12 protein-coding genes and 2 tRNA genes are annotated in these 14,275 nt (G+C 58.8%); 7 read left to right on the forward strand and 7 right to left on the reverse strand.

Annotation, left to right across the window (positions count from 1 at the left end; translation table 11 throughout):
• Window positions 1-205: 205 nt before the first annotated feature.
• The 3 genes from HX786_RS28975 (at window position 206) to HX786_RS28985 (ending at window position 4,198) form a co-directional block, all read left to right on the forward strand.
• On the forward strand, window positions 206-724 hold the full coding sequence (locus HX786_RS28975) for a sigma-70 family RNA polymerase sigma factor (protein ID WP_177040051.1): 519 nt from the start codon (window positions 206-208) through the stop codon (window positions 722-724).
• Between the two features lie 7 nt (window positions 725-731).
• On the forward strand, window positions 732-1,712 hold the full coding sequence (locus HX786_RS28980; RefSeq protein ID WP_177068171.1) for a FecR family protein: 981 nt from the start codon (window positions 732-734) through the stop codon (window positions 1,710-1,712).
• A 77-nt stretch (window positions 1,713-1,789) separates the two neighbouring features.
• Window positions 1,790-4,198 carry a TonB-dependent siderophore receptor gene (locus tag HX786_RS28985; protein ID WP_178912946.1) on the forward strand — a complete coding sequence of 803 codons (2,409 nt, stop codon included), beginning with the start codon at window positions 1,790-1,792 and terminating at the stop codon, window positions 4,196-4,198.
• Window positions 4,199-4,345: 147 nt separating this feature from the next.
• Here HX786_RS28985 and HX786_RS28990 read toward each other — a convergent pair.
• Together HX786_RS28990 and HX786_RS28995 are read right to left on the reverse strand one after the other, a co-directional pair.
• Window positions 4,346-4,422: transfer RNA gene (locus HX786_RS28990), tRNA-Asp, on the reverse strand.
• A 19-nt stretch (window positions 4,423-4,441) separates the two neighbouring features.
• Window positions 4,442-4,517, reverse strand: a tRNA-Val gene (locus HX786_RS28995).
• 161 nt (window positions 4,518-4,678) lie between these two features.
• Between HX786_RS28995 and rdgC the strand changes: the two genes are divergently transcribed.
• The 3 genes from rdgC (at window position 4,679) to sugE (ending at window position 7,081) form a co-directional block, all read left to right on the forward strand.
• Window positions 4,679-5,599: a recombination-associated protein RdgC gene (rdgC, locus tag HX786_RS29000; protein WP_008430455.1), complete on the forward strand. Its 921-nt coding sequence runs from the start codon at window positions 4,679-4,681 to the stop codon at window positions 5,597-5,599.
• 94 nt (window positions 5,600-5,693) lie between these two features.
• Window positions 5,694-6,659: a bile acid:sodium symporter family protein gene (locus HX786_RS29005; protein ID WP_003212369.1), complete on the forward strand. Its 966-nt coding sequence runs from the start codon at window positions 5,694-5,696 to the stop codon at window positions 6,657-6,659.
• Between the two features lie 107 nt (window positions 6,660-6,766).
• A complete protein-coding gene (gene sugE / locus HX786_RS29010; RefSeq protein ID WP_003190128.1) occupies window positions 6,767-7,081 on the forward strand; it encodes a quaternary ammonium compound efflux SMR transporter SugE in 315 nt (104 codons plus the stop codon).
• 78 nt (window positions 7,082-7,159) lie between these two features.
• Here the strand turns inward: sugE and HX786_RS29015 are convergent, their stop codons facing one another.
• From HX786_RS29015 to HX786_RS29035, 5 genes are all read right to left on the reverse strand, one after another.
• On the reverse strand, window positions 7,160-8,641 hold the full coding sequence (locus tag HX786_RS29015) for a M91 family zinc metallopeptidase (protein WP_178912947.1): 1,482 nt from the start codon (window positions 8,639-8,641) through the stop codon (window positions 7,160-7,162).
• Between the two features lie 176 nt (window positions 8,642-8,817).
• On the reverse strand, window positions 8,818-10,692 hold the full coding sequence (locus HX786_RS29020; RefSeq protein ID WP_178912948.1) for an MFS transporter: 1,875 nt from the start codon (window positions 10,690-10,692) through the stop codon (window positions 8,818-8,820).
• Window positions 10,693-10,761: 69 nt separating this feature from the next.
• Window positions 10,762-11,916, reverse strand: a complete 1,155-nt coding sequence (locus HX786_RS29025; protein WP_008430443.1) for a TDT family transporter — start codon at window positions 11,914-11,916, stop codon at window positions 10,762-10,764.
• Between the two features lie 106 nt (window positions 11,917-12,022).
• Window positions 12,023-12,334, reverse strand: coding sequence for a cupin domain-containing protein (locus tag HX786_RS29030; protein WP_102369631.1), 312 nt, complete (start codon window positions 12,332-12,334; stop codon window positions 12,023-12,025).
• A gap of 41 nt (window positions 12,335-12,375) precedes the next feature.
• Window positions 12,376-13,569, reverse strand: a complete 1,194-nt coding sequence (locus HX786_RS29035) for an MFS transporter (RefSeq protein ID WP_003212382.1) — start codon at window positions 13,567-13,569, stop codon at window positions 12,376-12,378.
• Window positions 13,570-13,660: 91 nt separating this feature from the next.
• Between HX786_RS29035 and HX786_RS29040 the strand changes: the two genes are divergently transcribed.
• The gene (locus HX786_RS29040; RefSeq protein ID WP_087695266.1) at window positions 13,661-14,206 is read left to right on the forward strand and encodes a TetR/AcrR family transcriptional regulator; all 546 of its coding nucleotides are present in this window, start codon (window positions 13,661-13,663) and stop codon (window positions 14,204-14,206) included.
• Window positions 14,207-14,275: the final 69 nt, after the last annotated feature.

Consider the following 14,275-nt stretch of genomic DNA (forward strand, 5'->3'; position numbering starts at 1 on the left):
ACCCTTCACTTTCGGTGTGGGGCGCATTCTATAGCATTTTTCCGTAATGTCATGATTTAAATGCAATTTATTTAAAATATTTTGTCTTCGACCCCGCGCACCCCGCAAAACCGGCGCTTTGGGTGCAAACGCGAGTCTATTGCGTTTGCCCAAGCCTTGGCCCCACAATTAACAATTATTCTCAATAACACCTGGGCCGGGCCTTATGTCTGTGGGTGAACCGCCGTTCCAACGGGAGATTACCGAGCTGTACAGCCAGCATCACGGCTGGCTGTTCACTTGGTTGCGCCGAAAACTGGGCTGTACCCATAACGCCGCCGACGTGGCGCAGGACACCTTCGCGCGGATTCTGCACGCCCGCGAGTCGGTGACCGCCATCCGCGAACCCCGCGCCTATTTAAGTACCACCGCCAGGCGGCTGATCATCGACCAGGCACGGCGCAAGCAGATTGAGCACGCCTACCTTCAGGAATTGATGCTGACGGTGGAAACCCTGGAAGGTTTCCAGTCGCCCGAACAGATCCACACCACCCTGGAAGCCCTCGAGCACATTGCCTTCATGCTGGAAGGCATGCACGACAACATGCGCCAGGCGTTTGTGCTGTATTACCTCGAAGACCTGACCCAGCAGCAAATCGCCCGACAACTGAAGCTGTCGGAACGTACGGTACGCAAATACCTGATCCAGGCCCTGCTGCATTGCAGCCACAGCGTGGACATCTGAGCCGCGCATGCCCGACTCTCGCCAACAGATCGATGAACAAGCCGCCGAATGGATGATTCGCCTCCACGAAGGTGAATTGACCGAGGCCCAGCGCCAGGCGTTCGAGCGCTGGAAGCAGCAAGGCCCGCAACACGCCGCATCAGCAGCGCGCATGGAAGATGTGATTGCGCGGATGCAGGCCCTGCGCGGGCAAAAGGCACCGGCCCGGGCGGCCTTGAGTGCGGCCTTTCCCCGGCATGGGAAGGCGCGCAAAAACTACGTCCGCGCGTTGGTACTGGCCTGCAGCCTGGGCCTTCCCGCCATGGCGCTGCTCTACAGTCCTTATCCACAACAATGGATGGCCGATGTGCACAACGGCCCCGGCGAATGGAAAACCCTGCGGCTGGCGGACGGCTCGACGCTGACCCTGAACGGCATCAGTGCGGCGAATCTGCATTTCGACAGCCGGCAGCGCCGCATCGAATTGCTGCAAGGCGAGATCCTGGTGGAAGTGGCCCACGATGGCGAACGGCCATTTGTGGTGCAGACCGCCCAAGGCACCCTGCGCGCCCTGGGTACGCGATTTGTGGTCAGGCGCGAGGATGACGTTACGGTGCTGAGCATGCTCGAATCCCGCGTTGCCGCCCAAAGCGCGAATGGCCAGCAGACGCTGGAAGTGGACGCCGGCTCACAGGCGCGACTCAGCAAAGATGCCGTGCGCCTCTCCGGCAGCATCGATACGGCGAGCATCAATGGGGCCTGGCGCCGCCATCAACTGGTGGTGGATAACCGACCGTTGCCGGAAGTGCTGGATGAGATCGCCCGTCACCGTTCGGGCCGCTTGCAGTTTGATCGCGCCGCACTGGCCAGTCTCAAGGTCTCGGCCGTACTTCCCCTGGATAACACCGACCGCACCTTGCAGATGCTGGCTCAAACCCTGCCGATCACGCTGAAAACCTTTACCCCATGGCTGATAATTGTCAGCCCGGATACCGAGAGCAAAAAATAATTATTCGCATTGCTTCCGCTTTTTTTCGGGTTGCCCGTCAAGGAAGGTATACCGATGACTAAAGGACTGCCCTCACCATGCCCTTCCCTTCCAAGCCTCGCAGACGCCTGCTGAGCAGCGCGCCGCTGACCCTCACACTGCTCGCGACGACGCTGCTCAATACCCATCTGGCCCAGGCCGACACGGTAGCCGTTGCGGCCCAAGCCTACGACATACCTGCCGGGCCGCTGGGCGCCACACTCAACCAGTTCGCCCAGCAAGCGGGCGTGGCTATCGTGTTCCAGTCCCAGAACCTGCAGGGGCTCGCGGGCCCGGGACTCAAAGGCACTTATAGCGTGGAGGTTGGGTTTGAAAAGCTGCTGCGTGGCAGTGGTTATCGGGCAGTCAAAGGTGATCAGGTCTACGCACTGGAAGCCAACCCTACCCCCACCGGCGCCGTGGAGCTGGGGGCGACGCAGATCAGCGCCAACCAACTCGGCACCATTACCGAAGGCTCCGGCTCTTACACCCCCGGCACCATCGCCACCGCTACCCGCCTGGTGCTGACGCCACGGGAAACTCCGCAATCGATCTCGGTGGTCACCCGCCAGGCCATGGATGACTTTGGCCTCAACTCCATCGACGACGTGATGCGCCATACCCCGGGCATCACCGTGGCAACGTATGACAGCGACCGTACCAGCTATTACTCCCGCGGCTTCGCGATTCGCAACTTCCAGTACGACGGTATTCCTATCCTGCAAGACCCGCAGTATTCGTCCGGCCATACCCTCACCGACATGGTGATCTATGACCGGGTAGAAATCCTCAAGGGCGCCACTGGCCTGCTCACTGGCGCCGGTGGCCCTGGTGGCACCATCAATATGATCCGCAAGAAACCTACCCAGGAATTCAAGGGCCATATCGACCTTGGCGCCGGTTCCTGGGACAACTACCGATCGGAAGTTGACGTCAGCGGTCCCTTGACCGAAACCGGGAACATCCGCGGCCGAGCCGTGGCGGCCCATCAAGACAAACAGTCCTTCATGGACCATTACCAACGCAAAACCAGCGTCTACTACGGCATCCTGGAGGCGGACCTGTCGCCGGATACCCTGCTGACCGTGGGCGCGGACTATCAGGATAATGACCCCAAAGGCTCAAGCTGGACCGGCAGTGCCTCGCTGTATGACGAATCCGGCAATCGCATTGGCTCCAAGCGCTCATTCAACAACGGGCCACGGTGGAGCAGTTGGCAGCAGTACACGCGCACCGCCTTTGCCACCCTTGAACACAGCTTCGAAAATGGCTGGGTCGCCAAAGGTCAGTACAACCATCAAATCAACGGTTACAACGCCCCCCTGGGTTTCGTGAGCCCAGGTTTGCCCTCAGTGCTGGCGCGCAAATACACAGGTGAAACCGTCAGCGACAGCGCCGACCTTTACACCTCTGGCCCCTTCGACCTGTTTGGCCGAGAACACCAGTTGGTGGTCGGCACCTCGGTTTCCCGCTCCCACTGGAAAGGCAAGGACTACACCAACGCCAGCCTGCCCAACAATAACTTCGACTATTACAACTGGAACGGCGACATCCCGAAGCCGGACTGGGGCGAAGTCACCAACAAAAACGATGAAATCACCCGCCAGACCGGCAGCTACATGACCGCTCGCTTCAGCCTCACGGACGATCTTTCGCTGCTGCTGGGCACGCGCGTTGCAGACTTCCAGGTCACCGGCACCAGTGATACGAAAAAAAGCGGCAAGGTCTTGCCCTATGCAGGCCTGGTATACGACCTGAACGACAACGTGTCGGCCTACGCCAGTTACACGGAAATTTTCCTGCCGCAGTCGTTCAACCGTGATCGCAACAACAAATTGCTGGAGCCGGATGAAGGCAAGAACTACGAAGTGGGGCTCAAAGGTGAATTCTTCGAAGGGCGCCTGAATTCCAGCATCGCCTACTTCGAGGTTCACGAAAAAAACCGCCCCGAGGAAGATACGGAGTACAACGCCAATCCAACCAACCCCGCTCGCGACTACGCCTATAAGCCGATCACTTCGAAAACCAAGGGTTACGAGGCGGAAATCTCTGGCGAGCTGGCACCCGGCTGGCAGTTGCAGGCAGGCTACACCCACAAGATTGCCCGTGATGAAAGCGGCAAGAAGGTATCGACCTGGGAGCCGGAAGATCAGGTCAATGTCTATACCAGCTACAAGCTGACCGGCAGCCTCGACAAACTCACCCTCGGCGGCGGCGCGCGTTGGCAGGGTCAAGGCTGGCAGGTACTGAGCAACTGGGCCAAGGGCGGCGCTCAAGAAAAATTTGCCCAGGATCCCTACTGGCTGGTGGACCTGATGGCCCGCTATCAGATCACCGACAGCGTGTCGGCGACCGTCAACGTCAACAACGTGTTCGACAAGTCGTATTACACCAACATCGGCTTCTACAACTCGTCGTACTATGGCGACCCTCGCAACGTAATGGTCAGTACCCGCTGGGATTTCTAAACCCAATCAAAAACGCCCCCGATCACTGCACATGATCGGGGGCGTTTTTTAGACCGGCGGTTTTAGCAAACCCCAGACAGCAAAAAGCCCGCTCAATGAGCGGGCTTCCTGTGGTACCTGGCGTTCAGCGTTCCAGGTGACCGAATATGGCGCAGCGGACGGGACTCGAACCCGCGACCCCCGGCGTGACAGGCCGGTATTCTAACCGACTGAACTACCGCTGCGCGTAACACATAAAGCGAATGGTGGGTGATGACGGGATCGAACCGCCGACATTCTGCTTGTAAGGCAGACGCTCTCCCAGCTGAGCTAATCACCCTTCACTTTCGGTGTGGCGCGCATTCTACGGAGCGACCCATGGTCTGGCAAGCACTTTCTTAAATAATTTTTTTCAGGCCTTCCAATGGCTTAGCGAGGGTTGGCCTATGACGCCATGAGGAGAATAATGCCCCCCTTTGTATATAAGGAGAGACTCACCCCATGTGGTTCAAAAACCTGCTTATCTATCGCCTGACCCAAGATCTGCCTGTTGATGCCGAGGCGTTGGAAACTGCACTGGCCACCAAACTGGCGCGCCCTTGTGCAAGCCAGGAATTGACCACTTACGGTTTCGTCGCCCCTTTCGGTAAAGGCGAAGACGCGCCCCTGGTACACGTCAGCGGTGATTTCCTGCTGATCGCTGCGCGCAAGGAAGAACGTATCCTGCCGGGTAGCGTGGTGCGTGATGCGGTGAAGGAAAAGGTCGAAGAGATCGAAGCCGAGCAAATGCGCAAGGTCTACAAAAAGGAACGCGACCAGATCAAGGATGAAATCATCCAGGCCTTCCTGCCGCGCGCGTTCATCCGTCGCTCGTCGACCTTCGCCGCCATCGCGCCGAAACAAGGCCTGATCCTGGTGAACTCCGCCAGCCCGAAACGTGCCGAAGACCTGCTGTCCACCCTGCGTGAAGTGATCGGCACCCTGCCAGTACGTCCGCTGACCGTGAAAACCGCGCCAACCGCCATCATGACCGACTGGGTCACCACCCAGAAACCGGCCGATGACTTCTTCGTCCTCGACGAATGCGAACTGCGCGACACCCACGAAGACGGCGGCATCGTGCGCTGCAAACGCCAGGACCTGACCGGCGAAGAGATCCAGCTGCACCTGACCACCGGCAAAGTCGTGACCCAGTTGTCCCTGGCTTGGCAGGACAAGCTGTCCTTCATGCTGGACGACAAAATGACCGTCAAGCGCCTGAAGTTCGAAGACCTGCTGCAGGATCAGGCGGAACAGGACGGCGGCGACGAAGCACTGGGCCAGCAGGACGCCAGCTTTACCCTGATGATGCTGACGTTTGGCGACTTCCTGCCGGCGTTGGTTGAGGCACTGGGTGGCGAAGAAACCCCACAAGGTATCTAAAGCCTTGTGAAGATCAAAATGTGGGAGCGGGCTTGCTCGCTCCCACATTTGATCGCATGCGCACTTCCAAAATCGAATAACAAGGACCAACCCCATGCGTGCACTCGCCGCCTTGAGCCGTTTCGTCGGCAATACCTTCGCCTACTGGGTGCTGATTTTTGCCGTGGTTGCGTTCCTGCAACCCGCCTGGTTTCTCGGCCTCAAAGGCGCCATCGTGCCGCTGTTGGGCCTGGTAATGTTCGGCATGGGGCTGACCCTCAAACTTGAAGATTTCGCTGAAGTCGCGCGCCATCCGTGGCGCGTGGCATTGGGTGTGGTCGCGCATTTCGTGATCATGCCCGGCGTGGCCTGGCTGCTGTGCCAGGTCTTTCACCTGCCACCGGAAATTGCCGTCGGTGTGATCCTCGTCGGCTGCTGCCCGAGCGGCACGTCGTCCAACGTCATGACCTGGCTGGCCCGAGGCGACCTGGCCCTGTCGGTGGCCATTGCCGCCGTCACCACCCTCCTCGCTCCGCTGCTGACGCCCGCGCTGATCTGGCTGCTGGCCTCGGCCTGGTTGCCGGTGTCGTTCATGGAGTTGTTCTGGTCGATCCTGCAAGTGGTGCTGCTGCCGATCGTGTTGGGCGTGGTGGCGCAGCGCTTGCTGGGCGCCCGGGTACGGCATGCGGTCGAGGTGTTGCCGCTGGTGTCGGTGGTCAGCATCGTGGCGATTGTCGCCGCCGTGGTGGCGGCCAGCCAGGCGAAGATTGCCGAGTCGGGCCTGTTGATCATGGCGGTGGTGATCCTGCATAACACCTTTGGCTTCCTGCTGGGCTATTTCACCGGCCGTGTGTTCGGGCTGCCGCTGGCACAACGCAAATCCCTGTCGCTGGAAGTGGGCATGCAGAACTCCGGCTTGGGCGCCGCACTGGCAAGTGCGCATTTCTCGCCGCTGGCGGCGGTGCCGAGTGCGCTGTTCAGCGTCTGGCACAATATTTCCGGGGCACTCCTGGCTACGTACTTCCGGCGGATGAGCGAAAAGGAAGACCGCGAATTGTTGGCAGGCAAGTCCGAAACTTGATCACCTGATCAATATTCGGCACTCTACCGGGCTTCGCGGGGACGACCCTGCGACGCAATCAAGCGCTTAATCCGGGGACGACCCCACTTCTATAAAGGAAGGTCACCATGTCCTGGATCATTCTGTTTTTTGCCGGACTGTTTGAAGTCGGCTGGGCCGTCGGACTGAAATACACCGACGGTTTCAGCAAGCCACTGCCCACGGCCCTGACGATTGCCGCCATGGCCGTCAGCCTCGGGTTGCTGGGGCTGGCCATGAAGGAACTGCCGCTGGGCACCGCCTATGCCATCTGGACCGGAGTCGGTGCGGTGGGCACGGTGATTGCCGGGATTATCCTGTTTGGAGAATCCATGGCGTTGTTTCGACTGGCCAGTGTGGCGTTGATTATCTGTGGGCTGATCGGGCTCAAGATCAGCGCCTGAGCCACTCACCGGCAATAAAAACAAGGTGGACTTAATAGTCCACCGAGTACGGCACGCTATTTACTACTCTGTGATGCATCAGACGTCATAGTAGCGTTCACGCGGTTCTTTCCCCCATTCCTTGTAAAGTGCATTTTCGTTATACGGCTCCGGGTTTGTACTGGTAGGGGGCGTTGAGGGGTCATTATCAAAATCATAAGGTTCACCGTCCGTTGGTAACCCAACGGCTTGCCGCTCCAAATTTGGCTCACGAGTTGGCCTGCGGGGATCGCTAGTTTCTGGCGGTACTTCAGTTTCTCCGGGCAAGAACTTACCGTCGACACCGTCGTACGCATGGGCGAACTCATGGAACAGGGTTGAGACGCCTGGACGCTCGTACTTGTCCATAATGAACGAAGGGTTGTAGGAGACTGTTGCATCATCAGCCGGCATACCTGGCGTGTTATTAGTGATGAATCCGTGTTGCGAATCTTGAGGTGGGTGCTCATTGAGTGGTTGTAAGCCCTTACGTCCGTACTTATAAAAGATACCCTCCGACTCTGGCACCTTCTCTATTTTTATCGGCGCGGGAGTCTTGTCTAACGCCCCAAGCATTTTTTGCCCTACTGGAGAACCCCGAAAAAACTCTAGATCATCTTCAACGCGCTGCTTGAACTCACCATCCCCTTTAACCTCAAACGCTTTTTTACCAACGTCAGACGGCGTCACCTCAACGAACTTAGAGTTCCCCGTGCGTTTTATAGTGTCGTCTTTCTTGCCGTAAACAATATCCTTATCAGATACTGAATTAACCGTATCCTGCCCCTTGCCGGTATAAATTGTATTCTGACCAGCACCACCATCTACAACATCATTTCCCTTTCCGCCATTCATGACGTTCTTCCCACCGCCTCCACGCAGCGAATCATTGCCGCTGCCACCGTCCATGTAAGTGCCACCACCTGCTCCCCGCAACTTGTCGTTGCCGTTACCCCCATACATGACGCTATATGCCGAGCCTCCGGTGATCGTGTCATCCCCATCGTTGCCCTCGGCATACCCGACACCGCTGCCCAATTGAATGGTGTCATTACCAACACCGCCGTAGACATAGGTCCTGCCGCCTCCAGCGTTGAATCGATCGTTGCCGGCTCCCAGCTTGACGCTGACGGGCACTTTTACGTCGTCGTCAATAGTGACATTGTCGTCTCCGCCGTTGCTTTGGATCTCAAGATGCTGCTGACCATTACTCTTGGTATCGAAAGGAATGTCGTAGGTCTTGCCATTAATCTCGGCGGTCAATCCTCCATCAGCCGAATTTTTAATATGAATTTTGTCCGCGCTGTCACCCGTCTTAATCGTTAACGCCTGGTCTTTTGGCGGGGAGAAAAAACCACGCCCGCCGCCCCTAACACTTAAATCTATCTGGACCCCACCTTCATTGAATGGCATATTCGGGATGATCTTTATCGGCGCAGAAGGCTCGCCCTGTTTATCCTGTAACTTATCGGAGGGTGCTGTAGAAAGAGTATGTAAAGGCGGTTGTAAAGCGGGAGGGTTAGTACTCACTTGCATGTTCATCGAAAATCATCCTTAGCGTTAGACAACTACGATGACTGCGTGGCAATTAGAAAGAAATGGTTCCGCAGGATGAGTGATTTATTACCCAAAACTACAAACTGCAAGCGTTGTCCCACATCAAAGTCAGTCCCTGCCCAGGCCCTTCAGCGCAGAAGGTCCTGAGCACCAGAACTTGACTACTTGAGATCACCCCTCAACGTGCCAACCAGACCATGCAACGCCTCTGGCGTCGCCGCCTCTACCGTCACCGGCGCGCCGGCCACCAGGGTCACCCGCGACCAGATCCGGTGAAAGAAGCCCTTGTTCGGGTCACGACTGAAAAAACTCCCCCACAACCCCTGCAACGCCATCGGAATCACCGGCACCGGCGTCTCTGCAAGAATCCGCGTCACGCCGCTTCGGAACTCGTTCATCTCGCCATCGGAGGTCAATTTTCCTTCCGGGAAGATGCACACCAGCTCGCCGTCCTTAAGGTAGTGGGCAATCCGCTGGAAGGCCTTTTCGTAGATCTGGATGTCCTCATGCCGCCCGGCAATCGGAATCGCCCCGGCAGTGCGGAAGATAAAGTTCAAAACCGGCAGGTTGTAGATCTTGTAGTACATGACAAAACGAATCGGCCGACGCACCGAACCGGCAATCAACAGCGCATCGACAAACGACACGTGATTGCACACCAGCAACGCCGCGCCCTCGTCTGGGATCAGCTCGAGGTTCTTGTGCTCGACGCGGTACATGGAATGGCTGAGCAGCCAGATCATGAAACGCATGGTGAACTCGGGCACGATCTTGAAGATGTAGGTGTTGACCGCGATGTTCAGCAGCGACACCACCAGGAACAGCTCGGGAATCGACAGCTTGGCCACGCTCAGCAGCAGGATCGAGACGATCGCCGAGACCACCATGAACAGCGCATTGAGAATGTTGTTGGCCGCGATCACCCGCGCCCGCTCGTTCTCGGCGGTACGCGACTGAATCAACGCGTACAGCGGCACGATATAGAAGCCGCCGAATACGCCAAGGCCGAGGATATCGAACAACACCCACCACGCCTGGCCGTAACTCAGCACGGCGATCCAGTCGTTGGCCTGGACGTTCTGCGGGAAGCCGCCGGAATGCCACCACAACAGCAGGCCGAACACGGTCAAACCGAACGAGCCGAACGGCACCAGGCCGATCTCGACTTTGCGCCCGGAGAGCTTTTCGCACAGCATCGAACCCAGTGCGATGCCCACCGAGAACACCGTGAGGATCAGCGTTACCACAGTCTCGTCGCCGTACATCCATTCCTTGGCGTAGGCCGGGATTTGCGTCAGGTAGATCGCGCCGACAAACCAGAACCACGAGTTGCCGACAATCGAGCGCGACACCGCCGGTGTCTGCCCCAGGCCGAGCTTCAAGGTGGCCCAGGACTGACTGAAGATATTCCAGTTCAGGCGCATCTCGGGGCTGGACGCCGCCGCGCGCGGAATGCTGCGGCTGGCCAGGTAGCCCAGCACCGCAATGCCGACGATGGCCGTCGAGACCACCGGCGCGTAATGGGTGGACGACATCATGATCCCGGCGCCAATGGTGCCCGCGAGGATCGCGAGGAACGTGCCCATTTCCACCAGGCCATTGCCGCCCACCAGCTCATCTTCGTACAGGGCCTGGGGCATGATCGAGTACTTCACCGGCCCGAACAGCGCCGAGTGCGTGCCCATGGCAAACAGCGCCAGCAGCATCAGCTCCAGGTGGTTGAACATGAAACCCACCGCGCCCACGGACATGATCACGATTTCGCCGATCTTGATCACCCGGATCAGCGCGTCCTTGTTGAACTTCTCGCCAAATTGCCCGGCCAGGGCCGAGAACAGGAAGAACGGCAGGATAAACAGCAACGCGCAGAGATTGACCCAGATCGAGCGGTCGCCCTCGATGGTCAGCTTGTAGAGAATCGCCAGGATCAACGACTGCTTGAATATATTGTCGTTGAACGCACCAAGGGACTGGGTAATGAAGAACGGCAGGAAACGCCGTTTGCGCAGCAAAGTGAATTGCGAGGGGTGGCTCATCGTCCGTGTTCCTGCGTGGCCTGAAGGCTGTTATTGGTTTTTCCAGGCCACGACTTTACCTAATCCTGCTTACTTATTCGCTAGTCCTGCAATGCACGGCGATACAAAAAGCTCGCCTTTATAGGCGCCCTGCACCGTGCGCTTGGCGACAATCAGCCACATCAGCGCCAGCGCCGCCACCAACACGCAACCAACGATGCTGAAAAAACCCAGGTGCAAGGTGCTCGCCAGTTTCAGCGTGGCCAGCGAGTACACGCCCAACGGGAAGGTGAAGCCCCACCAGCCAAGGTTGAACGGGATACCGGCCCGCAGGTAACGCAGGGTGATCAGCACCGCGATCAGCATCCACCACAAGCCGAAGCCCCACAGGGTGATGCCTGCGACCAGGCCGATGCCGTTGGCCATCTCACCGACGCCGGGCAGACCGTTGGCGGCAAAGATGGCAGGTGCATCACCGCCCAGTACCAGCATGCCCAGGGCACCGGTGCCGATGGGACCTAGAGCCAGCCAGCTCGACGCGGCCATATTGGCGTGTGGCAGTTTATGCAGGGCCATGCGCAGCATCAGGATGGTCAGGATGCTGAACGCCACCGGCAGGGAGAACGCCCACAGCACGTAGCTGGTCACCAGCATCACCAGTTGCGAATGGGCGTCGGCCAGGTGCGGCGCCAGCAGGCCACCGCTGGCGGCGGCGACTTCCGCGGCCACCACCGGCAACAGCCACACGGCAGTCATCTGGTCGATACTGTGTTCCTGACGGGTGAACATCATGAACGGGATCAGCACCCCGCAGGCCAGGGCCATCGCGACGTCGAGCCACCACAGCACCTCGGCCAGTTGCACCACGCCATCCCCCCAGCGCGGCACGCCAAACAGCAGGAAGCCGTTGATAATGGTCGCCAGGCCCATGGGGATGGTGCCGAAGAACATCGACACCGTGGAGTGCCCGAAAATGCGCCGGGCCTCGTGGAAAAACATCACCCAGCGCGCCGCATACAGCACGCTGAACAGCACAAACAGGCCGATGGTAAACAGCCACAGCCCTTCGGCCACGGCGTGCAGCCCCGCCAGGTTGACCGGCAATTGCGCCAGCGCCAACGCCAGCACCCCGGTGCCCATGGTGGCGGCAAACCAGTTGGGGGTGAACTGGCGAATCACTTCCCGGGGACGGGTCAGGTGACTGAAGGGTTTCAAGCTGCTGTGAAGCGTATTCGGGCAAGTCATGGTGTAGTCCTCTTCCTCGCATGAGGTTGAGACCATGGTAGAACCGAATCGAATATCTATATAACGAGTAATATCTCTAACTGTTATCTGTTTCGTAGATATGTGATTAAACGCTGCCTTCGGTTTCAATCACCAGAATCCGTGCCGGGCCCTGTGGATGGGCCACATGCTCGGTGCCGACACTGGCGTAGAAGATGTCGCCTACCTCAAGCAAGGCCATCTGTTCGCTGCCGTTTTCGCGATAGTGCATCTGCACCTGGCCATCAAGCACCACGAACACCTCTTCGCCGTCATTCACGTGCCAGCGATACGGCTGGTCGGTCCAATGCAAACGGGTGGTGATGCCATTCATATTGGCGATGTCCAGCGCCTCCCAGGCGCGGCTGCCGGTGAATTCTTTGCTGCGGATGATCTTCATGGGTGAATCCCAAGGCGTAAGGGTGACGAATTATTACCGAATCAATTACCCGCCGTCGCCCTGCTCTTCGCCAAATCCTGCATTAGCAACGCCACCAACGCGCCGAGTGCCAATACGATCAGCACCACGCCATAACCGTCGGTGGTGGCGATCAAACCGAAGGTGCGCGTCAAGTTGCCCGCCAACAGCGACGGCACACAGAACGCCAGGTAACTCAGCACATAGAACGCCGACATCAAGCCCGCCCGCTCATGGGGCAAGGCCAACGGCAAAACACTGCGCAGCGCACCGAGGAATCCCGAGCCAAAACCACCGCCGGCGATCAGCGTGGCAATGAAGAACAGCGGCAGGCTGGCGCTGTGGACGGCCGTGAGGATCAGCGCAACACCCACCGCCAGCAGCACGGCGCCCAACCGCAGGACTTTGTCCGCTGGGCGGTTGCGCAGGCTGAAAATCATCACCGCACCGCTCAGCGTCAACACCGCCACCAGCCCGCCGCCGATCAGGTTCGAGGTGGACCCGGTCGCCGCCCGCACCAGCGAGGGCGCCAGGGACAGATAAAAACCGCCCATGGCCCATACGGCTACGTCTACCGGCAACGAGATCCACAAGGCGCGTCGGGCCTGGGGCGGTACATGCAAGGTGGGCCATAGCGAGGCCAGGGCCCCCGGAATCCGGCTGACTGTCTCCGGCAGGCGCCAGACGTACAATGCCTGCAGGATCATCAACCCGAGCAGGGTCCAGTAAATCAACGTGGTCGGCATCGGCGCGAACTCCACCAGCAGGCTGCAGCCCATGGCCCCGCAGGCCATGCCCAGCAAAGGCGCTACGCTGTTGATCAGCGGGCCTTGCTGGCGGTCGGTGTCGAGCAATGCGGCGCCCAGTACGGCGGTGGCCATGCCGGTGGCAAAGCCTTGTACCGTGCGGGCGGCAATCAGCCAGCCGACGCTGTCGGCATTGATAAACAGCAGCATCGCCAGCATATCGAGGAGCAGCGCGGCAAAAATTACCGGCTTGCGCCCCAGGTGGTCCGACAGTGAACCCACGGTCAGCAATGCAGCCAGCAGGCTCAAGGCGTAAATGCCAAATACCAGGGTCAACATCGCCGCCGAAAAGTGCAGGCCCTCTTGATAGAGGTGGTACAACGGGGTCGGCGCGCTGGAGGCGGCGAGAAACGTCAGCAAGGTGATCGCCAGAAACACCAGGCTGGAACGATGAGAAGTAACGCTGGACATGGGCACGCTCCGCTAAAGCTAATATTTTGCTTTTGCGGAGTGTGCTACTGGATGGCGCTTAAAGCAAATTCTTTGTGTTAAGGTTTTACGCATGGCGATAAAAGAAGGGCTCCGCCCGGGGGGCCGTAGTGCCCGGGTCCAGGAATCAGTGCATTCGGCGGTGCGTGAATTGCTCGAAGAGCAGGACCGTTCCAGCGTGACCGTGCCGCAGATAGCCACGCGCGCCGGAGTGACGCCTTCGACCATCTACCGGCGCTGGGGTGACTTGGCGGCGCTGCTGGCCGATGTTGCGATGGCCCGTCTGCGCCCGGACAGTGAGCCGGCTGATACCGGCAGCCTGCGCGGAGACCTGCGGGCCTGGGGTGAGCAATACCGCGATGAGATGAGCTCGGACCTTGGCCGCGAGATGATGCGTGATGTGCAATGCAGTCAAGCGCCGGGGTATTGCGTGGGGATTCTCACCGGGCAGTTGGAGACGATCCTGGATCGGTACACCGACGACGCCGGGACACTTCCCAGCGTGGATCGGCTGATCAATTTGATTGTTGCGCCCACCGTGTTTCGTAATCTGTTTTCTACCGCGCCGCTTGAGGTTGAAGAACTGCATGAGCTGATTGAGTTGGCTTTGCTGCCGTAAGGTGGTTTGTGGGTTTGGATTTGGGTGTATATCCGTTATTTGGGTTGTTGCTGATATGGGTTCCGCTCT

It is taken from the genome of Pseudomonas sp. 21615526 (genome assembly GCF_013386245.1).
Taxonomy (GTDB): Bacteria; Pseudomonadota; Gammaproteobacteria; order Pseudomonadales; family Pseudomonadaceae; genus Aquipseudomonas.

What these genes read in the sequence shown, in the direction of transcription:
- HX786_RS28975 (WP_177040051.1), top strand. Translation starts at nt 206, where the DNA reads ATGTCTGTGGGTGAACCGCCGTTCCAACGGGAGATTACCGAGCTGTAC.
- HX786_RS29035 (WP_003212382.1), bottom strand. Translation starts at nt 13,569, where the DNA reads ATGTCCAGCGTTACTTCTCATCGTTCCAGCCTGGTGTTTCTGGCGATC.
- rdgC (WP_008430455.1), top strand. Translation starts at nt 4,679, where the DNA reads ATGTGGTTCAAAAACCTGCTTATCTATCGCCTGACCCAAGATCTGCCT.
- HX786_RS29005 (WP_003212369.1), top strand. Translation starts at nt 5,694, where the DNA reads ATGCGTGCACTCGCCGCCTTGAGCCGTTTCGTCGGCAATACCTTCGCC.
- sugE (WP_003190128.1), top strand. Translation starts at nt 6,767, where the DNA reads ATGTCCTGGATCATTCTGTTTTTTGCCGGACTGTTTGAAGTCGGCTGG.
- HX786_RS29020 (WP_178912948.1), bottom strand. Translation starts at nt 10,692, where the DNA reads ATGAGCCACCCCTCGCAATTCACTTTGCTGCGCAAACGGCGTTTCCTG.
- HX786_RS29040 (WP_087695266.1), top strand. Translation starts at nt 13,661, where the DNA reads ATGGCGATAAAAGAAGGGCTCCGCCCGGGGGGCCGTAGTGCCCGGGTC.
- HX786_RS28985 (WP_178912946.1), top strand. Translation starts at nt 1,790, where the DNA reads ATGCCCTTCCCTTCCAAGCCTCGCAGACGCCTGCTGAGCAGCGCGCCG.
- HX786_RS28980 (WP_177068171.1), top strand. Translation starts at nt 732, where the DNA reads ATGCCCGACTCTCGCCAACAGATCGATGAACAAGCCGCCGAATGGATG.
- HX786_RS29015 (WP_178912947.1), bottom strand. Translation starts at nt 8,641, where the DNA reads ATGAACATGCAAGTGAGTACTAACCCTCCCGCTTTACAACCGCCTTTA.
- HX786_RS29025 (WP_008430443.1), bottom strand. Translation starts at nt 11,916, where the DNA reads ATGACTTGCCCGAATACGCTTCACAGCAGCTTGAAACCCTTCAGTCAC.
- HX786_RS29030 (WP_102369631.1), bottom strand. Translation starts at nt 12,334, where the DNA reads ATGAAGATCATCCGCAGCAAAGAATTCACCGGCAGCCGCGCCTGGGAG.